A 16514-nucleotide genomic window follows, 5' to 3' on the forward strand; every position below is an offset into this window, starting at 1 on the left:
GGTGGATCGTTACGCCGGGTGGGCCGGGCGTGTGGTCGCCGGAGGGCGGACCGCTTGGCGATCCGGTGGCGCCGCCGTTGGGCGGTTGGGTCATGTCTGTCCCCCGGGGGTGCGGCGCGTCGTCGTCCCGGCGGGACGCGAGCGCTGGTCGAGCGAAGGCGAGTGCGGAGGCGGCCGGGCCCGCGTGGCCCGCCCGACGGGAAGGGTAACGGTGAACCCGGCCCAGGGTGGGGCCCCGGGCGGCCCGGCGAGACGCGTCGATCACGGAAGCGGGCTCGCCGCCATCCGCTACCGGACCGCGGCGTGTCGCATATGTGACTTTTGGTGCCCGAGCATGCGTGCCCCGTTGTCCCGCTGGGAAAACGGCCCTACGTTCGTGCCGGCGCGGGGGGCGGATCGGCGGATGGTCCGGGCTGGATGGTGACGACTTGATCAGGTGCGAGGCCCCGGAGGCAGTGCATGCGCGACCCCGACAATATCTCCCGAGCCCAGTTCCCGCCGCCTACCGGTTTCGCCCGGCGAACCGGCACCGGCCCCGCCAGCGAGGAGGGGCCGGTCACCGGCCCGCCGTTCAACGAGCGCTCCTACCGTCGGCTCAGCGACCCGGGGGAAATGCTGCGCACGCTGAGCCGGCCGGCCGAGCGTCCCCGCGACGAGGAGGAGACCGGGTACGTCATCCACCTGCCGATCCAGGTGGCCGACCTGGCGGCGGCGACCGCGCTCGCCGGCCGGGTGGCGGTCTCGCTCGGCTTCCTGCCCGAGCTGGACGCCGGGGAGACCACCGTCTCGACGGCCGACGACCAGAACAACCGGCACCGGGTCTTCTGCGACCTGCTGCTGGCGGACCGGTCGCGCTGCCCGCAGCGGTACGACCACGAGGGCCCCTGCGGCGAGCCTCCGGTCGCCCCGGAGCAGCGTCCCGCGCCGGGCGGCCCCGCCGGTACGTAGGCTGGGGTCGAAACAGTCACCGTCTCCTAGGGAGTCCCGCACCGATGCAGAAGTGGGAATACTCGACCGTCCCGCTGCTGGTCCACGCGACCAAGCAGATCCTCGACAACTGGGGTGAGGACGGCTGGGAACTCGTCTCCGTGGTCCCCGGCCCCAACCCGGAGCAGCTCGTCGCGTACCTCAAGCGGCCGAAGGTGTGAGCGGCGTGGGCAACGGGCCGCACGCGAAACTCGCCGAGCTCGGGCTGACGCTGCCCGAGGTGGTGCCCCCGGTGGCCAACTACGTGCCGGCCGTGCAGTCCGGGCAGCACGTCTTCGTCTCCGGGCAGCTTCCGATGGCCGAGGGCAAGTTGCTGGCCACGGGGAAGGTCGGCGCGGGGGTCTCCGCCGAGCAGGCCAAGGACCTGGCGCAGCGGTGCGCGCTGAACGCCCTCGCCGCCGTCGACGCGCTCGTCGGCCTGGAGAACCTGGTCAAGGTCGTCAGGGTGACCGGGTTCGTGGCCAGCGCGCCCGGCTTCACCGGTCAGCCGGGCGTGATCAACGGGGCGTCCGACCTGTTCGGCGCGGTCTTCGGCGAGGCGGGCCGCCACGCCCGCTCCGCCGTAGGCGTGTCGGAACTCCCCCTGGACGCCCCGGTGGAGATCGAACTGACCGTCGAGGTGGCCTGACCTCCCCACTTCCCTCGCGATCTTGCACTTCGGGCCCCGGATGAAAGCCGTGGACGGGCACATATCCCGGGCCGCAAGTGCAAGATCGCGGGGAGTGGCGGGGGGAGTCGTACGATCGCTGGCATGACCGGGCACATCACGGCGGCCGTGGCCGCGCTGGCGGACGAGCTGCCGGGATGGGTGACCCTGCTGCGGGCACCGAACCCGGGGCCGATGACCCTCGACGGGACCAACACCTGGGTGCTGCGGGCCGGGCCCGGCGAGCCGGCCGTCATCGTCGACCCGGGGCCCGCCGACGACGGGCACCTGGCCGCGATCGCGGCCCACGCGCCGGTGGCCACGGTGCTGATCACCCACGGGCACCCCGACCACACCGAGGGCTCGCCCCGGCTGCGCGAGCTGCTCGGCGGTGCGCCGGTGCGGGCCGTCGACCCGGCACACAGCCACGGCGGGCCGCCGCTGGCCCCCGACGCCGTCCTCGACACCGCCGGACTCACCGTCCGGGTGCTGCCGGCCCCCGGGCACACCGCCGACTCGGTCTGCTTCCTCGTCGAGCACGGCGACGAGCGGGTGGTGCTCACCGGCGACACCATCCTGGGCCGGGGCACCACCGTGGTGGCCCACCCGGACGGGCACCTCGGGGCGTACCTGAACAGCCTGGAACTGCTCTCGGCGTACCGGGGTATGCCGGCGCTGCCGGGCCACGGCCCGGCGCTGGCCGACTGCGGGGTCGCCGCCGAGTTCTACCTCGCCCACCGCCGGGCCCGGCTCGACCAGGTCCGGCAGGCGGTCGCCGAGGGCGCGCGGACCGCGCCGGAGGTGGTGGCCCGGGTGTACGCGGACGTCGACCGCTCGCTGTGGTGGGCGGCCGAGTGGTCGGTCCGCGCGCAGCTTGCCTACCTGGGGGTTCCCCCCGAGCCGGCGGACCGGCCGTGACCTGCCCCGTCTGCGGGACGGTCGCCGTGCCGGGGGCCCGGTTCTGCCACAACTGCGGGGCCGCGCTGCCGGCCGCCGCCACGCTGCCCGCCGCCGAACGGCGGGTGGTCACCGTGCTCTTCGGCGACCTGTCCGACTTCACCTCCTGGTCGGAGGACCTCGACCCGGAGCGGGTCGGCGCGGTCACCGACCGGGTGCTCGCCGCCCTCGCCGGGGCGGTGAAGACGTTCGGCGGGCACGTCGACAAGCTGACAGGCGACGGGATCATGGCGGTCTTCGGCGCGCCCGTCGCCCACGAGGACGACGCCGAGCGGGCCATGCGGGCCGCGCTGTCCATGCAACGGGCGGTGCGCCGGGTGCTCGACGACGAGCGGGGCGGCGGCGCGCCGCTCGGCCTGCGCGTCGGCCTGAACACCGGCGACGTGATCGCCGGCATCCAGGCGGCCATCGAATACACGGTCATCGGCGACACCGTGAACACCGCGGCCCGGCTCGCCGACGCCGCCGCCGTCGGCGCCGTATACGCCGGGGCGCGCACCTCCGCGGCCACCCGGCACGTGGCGTCCTGGCGGGCGCTGCGCCCGCTGCGGCTCAAGGGCAAGCGGGAGCCGGTCGAGGCGTACGAGCTGCTCGGTCTCCTCGACGCCCCGGGCACCCGCTCCGGCCTCGGCGACGAGGCCCCGTTCGTCGGCCGGGAGACCGAGATCGGCCGGGTCGCCGGTCGGCTCGCCGAGGTCATCGACCGGGGTGAGCCCCGGGTGCTGCTGATGACCGCCGAGGCGGGCATCGGCAAGTCCCGGTTCGCCGCCGAGGTGGAACGCCTCGCCGCCGGCTACGACGTCGGCGCGGGCCGGTACGCCGCGCACACCGGCGCCCGAGTCCTGTCCGTGCGCTGCGCCGCGTTCGGCGAACGCCGCCGGCTCGCGCCCCTGGCCGACCTGGTCCGTGCCGCCGTCGGCCTGCCCAACGACACGGCCACCGCGCTGACCCGGCCGGCCGTCGAGGAGCGGCTGCGCCGGCTCAACCAGCGCCTCGGCCGGCTGGGAGAGGACGCCCCGCCGGTCGCCGCCGACCAACTGCTGGCCCTGCTCGGGTACGCCGACCTGCCCGCCGGGACCGACCAGGGCGAGTGGGGCGGCGGCGCGCAGCAGCACACCGACGCCGACGCCGTGCCCAACGCGGTGGCCGACCTGCTCAGCGCCCTGGCCGCCGAGGCGCCGCTGGTGGTGCTCGTCGACGACCTGCACGACGCCACCGCCGAAACCATCCGCGCGCTCGGGGTGACCCTGTCCCGGATCGCCGGCCCGGTGCTGGTGCTGCTGCTCGGCCGCCCCGAACTGGTCCGCACCGCCGGTGCGCTGACCCGGATGGCCGACGCCGAGGTGCACGCGCTGCCCCCGCTGCGCGGCGCCGACGCGGCCCGGCTGCTCACCAGCTACCTCGGCGGCGGGAAGCTGCCGCAGCCCGACGCCGACCGGCTGCTCGCCACCGCCCAGGGCAACCCGTTCTACCTCGCCGAGCTGGTCACCCTGCTGATGGAGCGGGGTGCGCTCACGGCCGTGGCGGACCGCTCCGCCCCGGCCAACTCCGGCTGGCGGCTCGCGCCCGGCTCGCTGGGCAGCAGGCTGCTCTCCCGCGACCTCGCCGCCGTGCTCGCCGCGCGCATCGACGCGCTGCCGCCGGACGCCCGGTCGGTGCTGCGCGACGCGGCCGTCGTCGGGGACACCGTGCCCTCCGGGGCGCTGGAGGCGCTGCGCGAGCAACGCGCCGGGCGGGACGGCCGGCCGGCCGCCGTGGTCACCGTCGAGCTGGACCGGGCCGTCGAGGAACTGCTGCAGCGCCGGATGCTGCACCGCACCCGCACCGGGTACGCGTTCGCCACCCCGTTGATGCGGGAGGCCGCGTACTCCGGGGTGAGCAAGGCCGAGCTGGCCGAGCGGCACGCCGCGCTGGCCCGCTGGGCCGCCCCCGACGGGCGGGCCGCGCCGGGCGGGTTCACCGACGCCGCCCGGGACGGGTTCGTCGCCGAGCACGTGGAGCGGGCCGCCGCGCTCGCCGACGCCGTCAAGCTGCGCCCGGACGCGCCGGCCCGCACCGTCGCACCGTTGGGCGTGGCCGCGCTGGGCCGGGCCGCCCGCCGGTCGTTGCAGGCAGGGGAGCCGGCCGCCGCCGTCGAGCACGCCGAACGCGCCGCCGAGCTGGCCCGGGGCGGGCTGCCGGCCGGCGACCGGGTGGTGCACGCCCGCGCGCTGCTCCAGGTCGGCCGGCCCGGCGACGCACTCGCCTACGCCGAGAAGATCGCCGCCAACGCCGGGGACGACGCGGCCACCCGGGCCAGCGCCCTGCTGCTCGCCGGGCAGGCCCACCAGACCCTCGGCGACCAGGGCCGGGCGGTTGCCTGTTGGCAGGAGGCGTCGCAGGTGGCCACCACCGGCAAGCTGCCCAACCTGCGTGCTTCGGCGATGCGCCGGCTCGGCATGGCCGACTTCATCGCCGGCCGGCTCGGGCAGGCCAGCAGCCGGCTCGCGGCGTCGTACCAGGTCAGCCTGACGTCGCAGGACCGGCGTGGGCAGGCGTGGTCACTACAGAACCTGGCCTGGGTCACCACCACCCGCGGTGACTTCGCCGGCACCGACGCGGTGCTGGGCCGGGCCGCCCGGCTCTTCGCCGAGCTGAAGGACCCGTACGGGCGGGCCTGGCTGCGCGGCACCACCGCGTTCGCCCGGCTGCTCGCCGGCCGGCTGCGCGAGGCCCGCCGGCTGGCACGGGTCTTCCTGCCGTTCGGGGAGCGGGTGGGCGAGGCGTGGGCCGTCGGCACGCTGCGCGCGGTCGAGGCGTTCGCCGGGGCGGAACTGGGCGAACTGGGCGAGGCGGACCAGGCGGCCCGCCGGGCGTACCGGGACTTCGCCGAGGTCTCCGACGACTGGGGGCGCGGCTTCGCGCTGGTGGTACGCGGGGTGGTGGCCCGAGGGCTGGGCGAGCCGGAGCACGCGGCCGACCTGCTCGCCGACGCGATGTCGTACGCCGAGCGGACCTCGCACCCGCTGCTCACCGGGATGGCCGGCACGCTGCGCGGCTTCGTGGCGCTGGACCTCGACGACTGCGAGACCGCCGAGCGGTCGGCGCGGGCGGTGCTGACCACCGTCGAGCCGCACAACCCGCAGGCTCCCGCCCAGGTGGGCCCCCGGGTGCTGCTGGCGACGGCCCGGCTCGCGGCCGGTGACCCGGCGACCGCTGTGGGGCTGCTCGCCCCGGTGGCGACGGCCGCCGCGAACACGCCGTCGCTGCTGTTCTCCCGCCAGCAGACCATGGCCCGGTACGCCTGCGCGCTGCTCGCCCACGGCCAGCGCGAGCAGGCGCTGGACTGGGCGCACCGGGCGATCGCCGCCCCGGCGGAGGACGTGCGCAGCCAGGTGATCGCGGTGAGCGTGCTGGCCGAGACGCTGGCCGCCTGCGGTCGCCCGATCGAGGCGCTGGCCAGGGCCGAGGAGGCGGTGCGCCTGGCGTACGCGACGGAACAGCGCAGCGAACGGCTCGCGGCGGACGCGCTGCGCGTGCGCTTGCGGGGGTAAGGAGGGGCTTTTGTTAACGCCTACGGTAGAGGAGGGTTCCCTTCTCACCAGCGGGCGGCGGGAGCGGACGGCGGCGGGAGCGGGGCGACTCTGCCGGTTCCGCCGATGCGGGTGTCGGCGCCAACGGCTACGGTGGCATTTCCAGGAGCGGTCCACTGTAGGGCCGTCGGGCCGCGCCCGGGAGGACGTGATGAGGCTGCCCCGCTCCAGTGCCGGCTGGACGATCGCGGTCTTCGGCGTTTTGGCCCTGCTCATGGGCGCCCTCGGGCTGCTCTGGCCGGAGGCGCAGCTGCGGATGCTCGGCTTCGAGGTGCCCGAGAGCCGGTCCGCCGGCGACTACACCGGCACGTTCCTGACGGCGGCGGCGATGGCGTCGTTCAACATGGGGGTCTACTACCTGCTGGCCACGGCCACCGAGTGGCGGGCCTTCTACCGGTTCACCGTGGTCTTCCGGCTGGTCACCTTCACCGTCTTCACCATCGTGGTGCTTGCCGGAGTCGCCCCGGGGCGGTTCTTCACGGTGGCGCTCTGGGAGGGGCTGGGCGCGGTCGCCACCGCCGTGGCCCTGCGTTGGGACGACGCCCGCCGCGTGGCGACCGCACCGGCGGACACCCGGGGTGAGGCGGCGGTGACGGCGGACGGCGCCTCCCGGCCTGCGGGCGCGGACCGCTGAGCCACCGGACCGATTAGGTATTTTCGAGCAGTGACCGACACCCCGCCCGGCGCCCTGCGGCTGCCCATTGTGCCCGGTCTGACCGATTTGGAAGTCTTTGCCCGAGGCGGCTACGCGACCGTTTACCGGGCCACCCAGATCTCCGTGGGCCGCGAGGTCGCGGTGAAGGTGGAGAACCGCACCCTGGACAACGAGCGGGACCAGGCCCGGTTCCTGCGCGAGGCGCGGGCGGCCGGGAGAATGTCGTCACACCCGCACGTGGTGGACCTCTTCGACGTGGGCGTCACCGTCGACCAGCATCCGTACCTCATCATGGAGCTCTGCGACGGGTCGTACGCGGAACGGATGCGCACCTCGCCCCTGGGCCCGGCGGAGACCCGCGACCTCGGCGTCAAGATCGCCGACGCGTTGGCCCACTCGCACGCCAACGGCGTGCTGCACCGCGACGTCAAGCCGGCGAACATCCTGCACTCCCACTTCAACCCGGCGGTGCTGGCCGACTTCGGGCTCGCGGTGCTGGCCGAGGTGCGCGACCCGACGGTGACCCTGGAGGTGCTCACCCCGGCGTACGCGCCGCCGGAGATGTTCAACCACAGCCCGCCGTCGCCCGCCGTCGACGTCTACGCCCTCTGCGCCACCCTCTACGCCGTCATGCACGGCCGGCCGCCCCGCTGGCAGTCCGAGCGCAGTCCCAGCCTGGTCACCGTGCTGGAGATGTTCCACCAGCCGATACCCGGGCTGCCCGGAGTGCCGGAGGAACTGGTCGACGTGCTCCGGGCCGGCATGGCCAACGACCCGGCCGCCCGCCCGTCCGCCGTGGAGCTGCGCGGCCTGCTCGCCGGCCTGCCGCTCGACCCGGTCAGCGCGCCCGTCAGCGGTGCCCCCGTCTCCGGTGGGCCCACCTCCGGCGGCCCCACGGGCACCAACACGGGCAGCCCGTCCACGTCCGGCGGCCTCTACGGCACCGGCCAGCCGGGCACCGCCACCGGCAGCCCGTCCACCTCCGGCGGCCTGTACGGCACCGGCCAGCCGGGCCGCGCCGCCCCGCGCCCCCCGGTGGAGGACGACCACCCCACGGTGCCGACGACGACCGGTCGCCGGTGGCGGCGGCGCTGGTTCCTCGGGGGCGCGGGGGCGCTCGCGTTGGTCGCCTCGGCGAGTGCCGGGGCCTGGGTCGCCGGGAGCGCGCCGGGCACGCCGAAGCCCACGCCCGTCGTCACCGTGGGCGGTACGACCACAGCCAGTCGGTGGGGGGCGCTGCCGGGCTGCGTCTCCGGGTCGCCGGGCCCGGCCGAGCTGCCGGTGGGCGCGCACTGCATCGCCGAGTTGCAGTGCTTCGGGCCGATGCGGGTGAGCGGCACCCGGGCGGAGGCACCCCGGCTGCCCTGCGATGGTCGGCACACCTGGGAGGCCTACGCCGAGGGTGAGCTGCCCGCCGCCCTGGTCGACGCGGGCTACGACGAGGTGACCGCCGACCCGCAGGTGCGCAAGGTGTGCAACCCGGTGACGTTCCGGCTGACCAGCGGGATCGCGTACACCAGCGGCTGGCACCTGGAGGTGCTGCCGCCGGAGCCGGACAGCCCGGACCGGACGTACCGGTGCCTGGCCGGGCGTGGCGTCGACGGGCTGTACGAGCCGACCCTCAGCGGTCGCTGAACCCGCTCGCGCCCTGGCGGCGTTGCTGCACCGCCCGCATGGCGTCGCGGCTGTCCAGCGTGTCGAGGGTGTCGGCGTCGACGTAGCTGAGCCGGGTGGACGGCTGCCCCGGCCACGGCGCCGGTTCGTCGCCCGCGCGTTCGCGGGCCTCCTCGCGGCGGTGCCGCACCTCCGTCACCGACACTCCGGCGATCATCACGAGCAGGACGCAGAGCAGGGCGAGCACCACCGCCACGATGCTGCGCGGGTGCCACCAGACCAGCGTCGCCAGCAGGGCGACCGCCGCCAGCGACGCGGCGACCGCCACGACGGGCACGTCGGGCCGAGGGATTCGGGTCACCCGTCAAGGATGTCGGAGCCGGCCGACCTGTCAACCGTCGCCCCGGCCGCCGGTTCTCCCGGCGCTCACCCGCCAGGCCGGACGACCGGCCCGCCGTGGAAGAAGGCGATACAGCGTCGGAGCAGAGAGATTGGTTACATTGATCAAAAGAATGATCCTTTCCTGGGCATTTTCCGGGCGGTGCTCGTGGACTCGGTTTCTAGAGTGACGTGGTCGAGGACTGCTCGACGCGTCCCGTTGCCCACCGGAAGGCATCCGAATGCCACGTACAACCTGGCCTCTCACCGCAGCAGGCATCGCGGGGATCGTCCTCGCCGGCGCGGCCGTCGCGCCGGCCGGCGCGGCACCGACCACCGCCGGCTGGGGTCGTCCGGCCACCTCGGACCGGACCGACCCCGCCGAGGCCAAGCGGGTCGACAGCGTGCCCACACCGAAGCTCGACTGGTACGCCTGCTACGGCACCGCCGAGTGCGCCACGGTGCAGCTCCCGCTCGACTACGACAAGCCGACGGGCGCCACCACCGAGGTGGCGGTGCTGCGGGTCAAGGCCCGCGACCAGAAGAACCGTATCGGCAGCCTCTTCGTCAACCCGGGCGGCCCCGGCGGCTCCGGCACGGACCTGGCCCTCGCCGCGCCGTACTTCCTCGGCGACGACCTGCTGGACCGGTTCGACATCGTCGGCGTCGACCCGCGCGGCATCGCGGCCAGCGAGAACCTCAAGTGTTTCCCGTCGGTGAAGGACCAGACCAAGGCGTACGCCGGGCTGAACGTCGCCTTCCCGTGGACGAAGGCCGAGGAGAAAGCGTACGTCGACTCGGCCAAGGCGGTCGGCAAGGCGTGCTCCAGCACCGGAAAGCCGCTCTCCGGTGCGATGTCGACGGCCGAGGTGGCCCGGGACATGGACGTACTGCGCCGGGCGGTCGGCGACAAGCTGCTCACCTACCTCGGCTTCAGCTACGGCACCGCGCTCGGGCAGTACTACGCCAACATGTTCCCCGACCGGGTCCGGGCGATCGTCGTCGACGGGGTGCTCAACCCGGACGCGTGGGTGGGCCAGGGCAAGGCCCGCAACCAGCTCCAGGAGACCCGGCTGGCCAGCGCCGACGGCGCGTACAAGGCGCTGCGGGAAATCCTGAAGCGCTGCGAGTCCGCCGGCCCGGACGCCTGCGCGCTCGCCGCCGGTGACCCCGTCACCGCCGTCGAGACGGTGACGAAGCGGCTGCGCAAGAAGCCGCTGGTGATCGAGGACCCGGACACCGGTGAGACGTACACCGTCAGCTACGCCGACTACGTCGGGGCCATGCTGAGCGGGCTCTACTCGCCGTACGGCTACGACGACATCATCGGGATCACCGCCGACCTGCTGGTGCTCACCGCGCCGGCGGCGGCCACGGCGGCCCGCCGCGCCGAGGCCCGCACCGCGCTCGCCCACCGCGCCGCCACCGCCGCCGGCCAGCAGGCCCGCCGGGCGTACGACTTCCCGTACGACAACGGCCTGGAGACCTTCCTCGGGGTGGACTGCACCGACGCGTACCACCCGAAGGACGCCGCCTCCTGGCCGGCGCTGGCCGCGAAGCAGGACGCGCGGACCCCGTACTTCGGCCGGCTCTGGGCCTGGATCACCGCGCCGTGCGCCCGCAACACGTGGACCGTACGCGACTCCGACGCCTACACCGGGCCGTTCGACAAGCGCACCAGCGCCCCGGTGCTGGTGGTCGGCAACTACTGGGACCCGGCCACCAACTACCAGGGCGCGGTCACCTCGGCGGCGCTGCTGCCGAACAGCCGCCTGCTGAGCAGCGACAACTGGGGCCACACCGCGTACGGCACCTCGGCGTGCGTCACCGGCGCGATCGACGCGTACCTGGTCAAGGGGACGCTACCGGCCAAGGGCACGGTCTGCGTCGGCGACGTCCAGCCCTTCGCCGAGCCGGCCGCGACGGCGGCCGGCGAGCGGATGACCGCCACCAAGGGTGACCTGGTCCGGCGGGCCGCGCCGGCCCGGGGCGAGCCGAAGCGGCTGCCCCCGGTGGTCGCCCCGCTGCCGGCGGTCGGCACGCTGACCGTCCGCTGAGGACACCCGGGGTGCGGCGGGTGACCGGTCGCCCGCCGCACCCCGGGCCCGCAGGTGGCGGGCAACCACGCAAATGGACCCGCTCGGCTACTCTCGTGGTCCCGCAGGTGAACGGGTCAGCGAGGTCGCCGATGAACCAGTTCCTCACCCGGTCCCGGGTTCGCTCCGTCGCCACCACCCTGGCGGCCGCGTTGACCCTGACCCTCGCGGCAGCCGCCGGCTGTGACAGCCGGCAGGAGCCGCGCATCCCCTCCGTCAACGACAAGCTCCGCGAGACGCACATCTACGGCCAGCCGACGCTGAAGATCGGCGTGTCCACCACCGGCCCGCTGGTGGGCGAGCTGCACGGCGGCACGTACAGCGGTTTCGACATCGAGATCGCCCGGTACATCGCCGCCCAGCTCGGCTACGAGGGTGACAGGCGGATCGAGTGGGTGCCGGTGTCCACGGAGGACCGCGTCCCCGCCCTCCAGGGCGGGGACGCCGACCTGGTGGTCGCCACCTTCTCGATGACCGAGGAGCGCGCGAAGCTGGTGAGCTTCGCCGGGCCGTACCTGGTGACGACCCAGGAGGCGATGGTTCCGACCCGGCTGAAGGACCGCATCCGCACCATCGAGGACCTGCGCGATCCCCGCTACAAGGTCTGTACCAGCGGCGGCTCGACCACCGAGGCCGAGCTGGGCAAGCACCAGATCAGGGTGTTCGTGGTCAAGGAGGTCGGCGACTGCGTCGACGGCATTCTCGCGGGACGCTACGACGCGGTCAGTTCCGACGAGACGATTCTCGCGGGCTTTCTCTCCAAGCACCCGAAGGACTTCGTGATCGTCGACATGCCCTTCGGCACCAGCGAGCAGATCGGCGTCGGCGTGCCGATCAGCGACCCCGCGCTGCGCGACCTGGTCGCGTTCTTCCTCGACAAGAGCTACCAGCAGGGGCGCCGCGGGCAGACCAGCCCCTGGCTCACCGCGTACCACCGCACCCTCGGGCCCTGGCTGAGGGTGCCGAAGGTCCAGCCGCCGACGCTGAACGTCCCCGAGCTGGTGGACTTCGACGACAAGGCGCCCCGCACATGACCGCGCCGGCGGCCACCGATGGCAGCGACGTGGACGCCGGCTTGCCGCCCCGGCCCGCCGGTGGGCGCGATCCGGACGCCCGCCAGGCCCGGGCCAGCCAGTCCTTCTGGGCGGTCGTGGTGGCCGTGCCCGCCGTCTTCTCGGTGCTCCGGCTCGGCGTGGAGGCCGGGGGTGAACTCCAGACCACCCTGCTGCTGGTCGCCAACGTCGGGCCGGTGAACCTGCTCGCCGGGTTCCTCACCACGGCGGCCCGGCTGCTCGCCACCGGGCTGGTCGCGGTCTTCGCCCTCGGCGCGGTGCTCGGGGTCAGCGTGGACCGGCTGCCCGGTTACCGCCGCCCCCTCTTCGCCCGCTGGGCGGATCTCACTCCGACCTGGTTCGTGCTGGCCAGCTTCCTGCTCGCCCTGGTCACCTGGCAGATTCTCTACCTGCCGTTGCTGCTGCCCGCGTTCGCCGCCGCGTTCCAGCTCCGCCCGGAGCAGCTGCACGAACTGGCCGTGGCGCGGGTGCTGATCGTCGCGGCGCTGCTCGGCGGGTACCTGTTCCTGCTCGCACCGACCCTGCTGGACGCCTGGCGACAGGGGGAGCTGCTGGTCATGGCGCTGTTCGGCGTTCCGCCGGTGCTCGCGCTCAGCATCGCCGGTCCGCTGCCGGGGGCGGTGATCCGGCCGCTGGCCTCGGTCACCGAGGCCGCCGTGCTGGCAATGCTGGTCTGGGCGGCGCTGCCGGTGATCAGCACGCCGGTGCTGCCGCTGACGGTCACCACCGTGCAGACCGCGCCGAACGCCACGGAGGACGTACGCGGTCACGTGGTGGTCGTCGACGACGTGAACATGGTGCTGCTCCAGGAGCAGGGCGGCGTCCGGTACGTGCCGACCGACCAGGTGAAGGCGCAGGTGCTCTGCCCGAGCGAGGAGGAACTGCCCCGGCACCGGCTGCGGGTGCGCGACTTCCACGTGGAGGACTCGCTGCTGGAGGGGCTGGGGCGGCGGGTCCGCCCGGTGCACCGCGTCGACGCCGCCTGCCGCGCCACCGGCTGACCCACCGCTGCCCATAATCACCTCGGCACCCCACCTCGGAGCGCCCGGCGGAGCGCCCGGCGTAACGCGCTCATGCGGGGCGCCGCAGCAGAGGGGCGATCTTCTCGAAAAGAAAGCCCTGTTCATCGCGCATCCAGTACCGCCCTGCCGAGTCGCGGAACGTCATGCTGACGTCGAGCGCCGACGGCAGTTCTGTGCCGTGGACCCACTCTGGCAGAGGAACTGCAACCTGCCCCTGGTGTGGAGGTATCACCCGGATGGGTTCGTCGGCCCTGAAGCTCCGCCCCCCATCTGGGCGGAACCAAAACCCATACCTCGTAGACGGGCAGGGTGGAGGCGTTGAGGATGTTCGCGCGACAGAACGGATCGCCCGGAACCTCTTGATGCTCAGGCGCCGGCCAGGCCAGGGGTATCCTCCGAGCATGGCCCACAGCAGCCCCGACACCGGCGCCCGCAGCGAGGAGATCCTCGCCGCCGCCGGCATCGTCGTCGACGATCAGGGCAAGGCCCGCGCCCGGCGGAAGCTCGACGAGGCCCAGCGCCGCTGGACACCGGAGCTGGACGCTGAACTGCGCGCCCAGATCGGCCTCCCCGCGCGCGCCGCGTGAACGACCGCCCGATCCGGGTCATCCTCGACACCTCCGCGATCGTCGCCTTCACCCAGCGAGCATCGACGTGGGCGAGGTGATCGCCGAGGTCGCCGACGAGGACTGCCACTTCGGGGTGCCGGTGATGTGCCTAGCGGAAGCGTCCCGGGCCGTCGCCGACACCGATCGGCTCGATCTGCTCGTCAACCACCCGGCCGCCGCGGTGCTCACCGTCGATCCGGTCAGCTGGCGGGCACTCGCGTTCGTCTACGACACCGTCGGCCGCCTGGACGCGGCCAGCGCGCTGCTCGCCGCCGTCGACAACGGCTGCAACGTGCTCACCGGGCAGCCCGGCCTGTACGCCGGACTCGCCGGCGGCGGCCCGATCATCCCGTTCTGAACGACGACGAAGCCCTCCGCTCGGCTTCAAACGGAGGGCTTCGTCGTGCCGGGGGCTCAGAGTGCGATGACGACCGCGCTGACGAACAGGAACGCGATGTGCCAGGACTGGTCCAGCGCGTACGCGCCGGTACCCAGCGACGGGTTGTCGTCCGGCGCTTCACCGAGCGGGCGCTGCCCGGGGCCTACCTGCGGGTGCTCCAGGAAGGTGAGATCGGCACCGGTGACCCAGTCGAGGTGGTCTACCGGCCCGCGCACGGGGTCACCATCGGGGAGGTGTTCCGGGCGATGAACCTGCAGCCCGAGCTGCTGCCCCGGCTGCTCGCTGCCACCGACCTGCCCGGGCCGGTGCTGGAAAAAGTCCGCCGCCGGGTGGTCGGCGCCCGCCCTTAGCTTGATCTTCAACCTGGCCGAGACCGACTGCGACGCCGACGGCCTCGCCCCTGACAGGCCAGCGATCGAAGGCCCGGTCAGGCAGGACAGCCGACCCTCTGGAACAGGACATCGGTGTCGGTCTGCGTCCGCCAGACCGGGTTCAACCTGATTGGCAGGGCGGGAGCCTGCCATGCCACGAAAAAAGCCAACCTGCCCCGGTAGTGGCGTCTCTCGGGAGTGATGCCCAGTTCGCCGTTGAGGAAGGCACCGATGATCTTCTGTACGGCCGGCCGGTTGATCAACGGCGCATGGATGGCCCCCACCTCGATCAGGGGGATGTCCGGAAGGCCCGGAGGCGGGAGGGCCAACGTGTCGATGGTCGGCAGGAAGGCCATCATCCTTACGCCAGGCACCGGACAGAGCAACTCGTTGCGGAAGAGTGGCGCGTTGTCCAGCAGCGAACGCAGGAACGGTTGGTCGACGTCATCGGGCAAGGGTCCGCCGGGCACTACGAGGAGCCCGCGCAGCAGCCAGCCGGTCCCGATTCCCCATCCGCTGTCGGCACCGGGTGGCGGATAGTAGGTGCGGCCGGCCCGGACCAACGGGTCGCTGAGGACGGCGCTCGTCACCGCCGGATGTCGTAACCGGGCGAGGTAGAAGCGGACGATCATCGCTCCTGCGCTCTCCCCGATCAGCGCAACCGGCCGGCCGGTTACAGCATGCACCCGGTCCACCTGCTCGGCAAGGAGCCGCGCACTGTCGACGATCGACTGATGGGTGTCGCTGGGCGCGTATGGGCGGGCCCGGCCGTCGGCGTTGGTGCCTCGGTAGGAGAAGCGCCACACCGGTCCGGCCGGTGGGGCCGGGTCGCCTGGGTAGGTGGAGTTGAAACCGGCAAGGTAGATCACGGCTTGGGGTACCGGGGGGAGGACAGTGGTCGACGGAGCGGATTGAGGGCCCGTGCTGATCAGCCGCACCGCGACGAGATCGACCGCATACACGCTAGCAACGGTTAGGACGGCGACGATCGGGGCGACCGGCGCCAGTCGGTAAAGCACCGGCTTCTGGCGCAGGGCGTCCCGGACCAGCCCCAGCCAGATCAGCCCGTTGACCGCCCCCATCGCGCCCGCTGTAGCCACCGCGAACCATCCAGGAGTGGCGGCCACGAGGGCGCCGCCGATGGTGAGGGCTACGAAGGTGAGCAGCGACCAACCGGCCAGGCGAAGCGTCGGCAGGCCACGCCACCAGTCGCTCACGACCCCGCCACGCGCGACGAGCGGAGCCAGGACCAGCAACGGCACCAGTTCCAGGAGCAGGATCCAGGCCAGCGCGAACTGGGCGGTGGCCACCGCGATGGTCGCCCAGGGCAGGAGAAGCAGGGCGATGAACGCGGCGAAGACCAGGCTGCGCCCGGCCAGGCGGCGCAGCGGCGGCCGTGGAATCTCCATGGGCCAGGCGAGCGCGACGTACACGGCGCAGAGCAGCCCATGTACGACGACCGCGGCGAGGAGTTTCGTACCGAGGCTGAACCAACTGTTGTGGTAAACCAGCACCCAGCGCAGGTCGTGGAACATGCTGTACGGCCACACGGCGCTGAACTGCGGCGCAATGGCTCGGGTTCTCAGGAAGCCGACCGCGTGCATCGCCGCTGCCTCGGCCGCGGCCGGCAGCGCCGTCGACGCGAAAAGCAGTACCAGGCGTGCCCGCGCTGTCTGCACCTCCGCCTCCCTTGCCAGAGTGGGAATGGGTCCTCCCCTCTTAAACGACTGAGAGTCTCGAAGGCCTCAAGCGGACAACGGTATGTCACCGATTGGTGAAGCCCACTGCGGTTGGGTCCACTGGAGCGTGTGCGGCCTGCCCGTGATGGGCGCTCTCGAAGGTTGATCAAGAGCATCGCTACGCGCTGTTGTGCGCGGACGGCAGCGCTACCCGGGTGACCACTAGCTTGATCCTTAACCTGCTGGGCGGCGGCATCGACCCCGGCTGATCATGGGGACAGCCCTTGATCGATCATTCCTCGTGTCTAGGGAAGAAGATCAAGAACCAAGGGCTGTCTGGTGATCAGTGTGCACGATGCCGGGTCGATCGGTGAGGTGGGGCGGCTGGCCGCGTTCCGGCGTGAGTTCCACCGTTGTCTGACCGCTCGTGAGGATGCGTTGTTCGAGCTGGCCGAC

15 protein-coding genes are annotated in these 16514 nt (G+C 73.2%); 12 read left to right on the forward strand and 3 right to left on the reverse strand.

Annotated elements, in window-relative coordinates; genetic code table 11:
• Positions 1-459: 459 nt before the first annotated feature.
• The 7 genes from E1258_RS19045 to E1258_RS19075 all read left to right on the forward strand — a co-directional run bounded on the left by E1258_RS19045 (position 460) and on the right by E1258_RS19075 (position 8452).
• Complete coding sequence (locus E1258_RS19045) at positions 460-948, forward strand: hypothetical protein (protein ID WP_132403041.1); 489 nt, start codon at positions 460-462, stop codon at positions 946-948.
• A 44-nt stretch (positions 949-992) separates the two neighbouring features.
• Positions 993-1148 carry a DUF4177 domain-containing protein gene (locus E1258_RS19050; protein ID WP_007073414.1) on the forward strand — a complete coding sequence of 52 codons (156 nt, stop codon included), beginning with the start codon at positions 993-995 and terminating at the stop codon, positions 1146-1148.
• 5 nt (positions 1149-1153) lie between these two features.
• Positions 1154-1615 carry a RidA family protein gene (locus E1258_RS19055; protein WP_132403044.1) on the forward strand — a complete coding sequence of 154 codons (462 nt, stop codon included), beginning with the start codon at positions 1154-1156 and terminating at the stop codon, positions 1613-1615.
• Between the two features lie 123 nt (positions 1616-1738).
• Complete coding sequence (locus tag E1258_RS19060; protein ID WP_132403047.1) at positions 1739-2551, forward strand: MBL fold metallo-hydrolase; 813 nt, start codon at positions 1739-1741, stop codon at positions 2549-2551.
• Positions 2548-6123, forward strand: coding sequence for an adenylate/guanylate cyclase domain-containing protein (locus E1258_RS19065; protein ID WP_132403050.1), 3576 nt, complete (start codon positions 2548-2550; stop codon positions 6121-6123). Before E1258_RS19060 ends, E1258_RS19065 begins: the two co-directional genes overlap by 4 nt.
• A 190-nt stretch (positions 6124-6313) precedes the next feature.
• Positions 6314-6796, forward strand: a complete 483-nt coding sequence (locus E1258_RS19070) for a hypothetical protein (protein ID WP_132403053.1) — start codon at positions 6314-6316, stop codon at positions 6794-6796.
• Between the two features lie 30 nt (positions 6797-6826).
• The gene (locus E1258_RS19075) at positions 6827-8452 is read left to right on the forward strand and encodes a serine/threonine-protein kinase (protein ID WP_132403056.1); all 1626 of its coding nucleotides are present in this window, start codon (positions 6827-6829) and stop codon (positions 8450-8452) included.
• Here the strand turns inward: E1258_RS19075 and E1258_RS19080 are convergent.
• Entirely contained in the window at positions 8439-8792 is a 354-nt protein-coding gene (locus E1258_RS19080; protein WP_132403059.1) for a hypothetical protein, read from the reverse strand. The genes E1258_RS19075 and E1258_RS19080 overlap by 14 nt on opposite strands.
• Before the next feature lie 259 nt (positions 8793-9051).
• Here E1258_RS19080 and E1258_RS19085 point away from each other — a divergent pair, with 259 nt between their 5' ends.
• The 5 genes from E1258_RS19085 to E1258_RS19105 all read left to right on the forward strand — a co-directional run bounded on the left by E1258_RS19085 (position 9052) and on the right by E1258_RS19105 (position 13966).
• Entirely contained in the window at positions 9052-10866 is a 1815-nt protein-coding gene (locus E1258_RS19085) for an alpha/beta hydrolase (RefSeq protein WP_132403062.1), read from the forward strand.
• Between the two features lie 131 nt (positions 10867-10997).
• Positions 10998-11939 carry a transporter substrate-binding domain-containing protein gene (locus E1258_RS19090; RefSeq protein ID WP_243715551.1) on the forward strand — a complete coding sequence of 314 codons (942 nt, stop codon included), beginning with the start codon at positions 10998-11000 and terminating at the stop codon, positions 11937-11939.
• Complete coding sequence (locus E1258_RS19095; protein ID WP_132403068.1) at positions 11936-12979, forward strand: hypothetical protein; 1044 nt, start codon at positions 11936-11938, stop codon at positions 12977-12979. Before E1258_RS19090 ends, E1258_RS19095 begins: the two co-directional genes overlap by 4 nt.
• A 422-nt stretch (positions 12980-13401) precedes the next feature.
• Positions 13402-13587 (forward strand): hypothetical protein, encoded by a 186-nt coding sequence (locus E1258_RS19100; RefSeq protein WP_132390467.1) that lies wholly within the window; start codon positions 13402-13404, stop codon positions 13585-13587.
• A 67-nt stretch (positions 13588-13654) separates the two neighbouring features.
• Positions 13655-13966: a hypothetical protein gene (locus E1258_RS19105; RefSeq protein WP_243715552.1), complete on the forward strand. Its 312-nt coding sequence runs from the start codon at positions 13655-13657 to the stop codon at positions 13964-13966.
• Positions 13967-14022: 56 nt separating this feature from the next.
• On the opposite strand, the gene E1258_RS34965 is transcribed toward E1258_RS19105, so the two are convergent.
• Together E1258_RS34965 and E1258_RS19120 are read right to left on the reverse strand one after the other, a co-directional pair.
• Positions 14023-14223, reverse strand: coding sequence for a hypothetical protein (locus E1258_RS34965; RefSeq protein WP_243704711.1), 201 nt, complete (start codon positions 14221-14223; stop codon positions 14023-14025).
• A 212-nt stretch (positions 14224-14435) separates the two neighbouring features.
• The gene (locus tag E1258_RS19120; protein ID WP_132403071.1) at positions 14436-16058 is read right to left on the reverse strand and encodes a hypothetical protein; all 1623 of its coding nucleotides are present in this window, start codon (positions 16056-16058) and stop codon (positions 14436-14438) included.
• Positions 16059-16514: the final 456 nt, after the last annotated feature.

This window comes from Micromonospora sp. KC207 (assembly GCF_004348615.1).
GTDB lineage: Bacteria > Actinomycetota > Actinomycetes > Mycobacteriales > Micromonosporaceae > Micromonospora.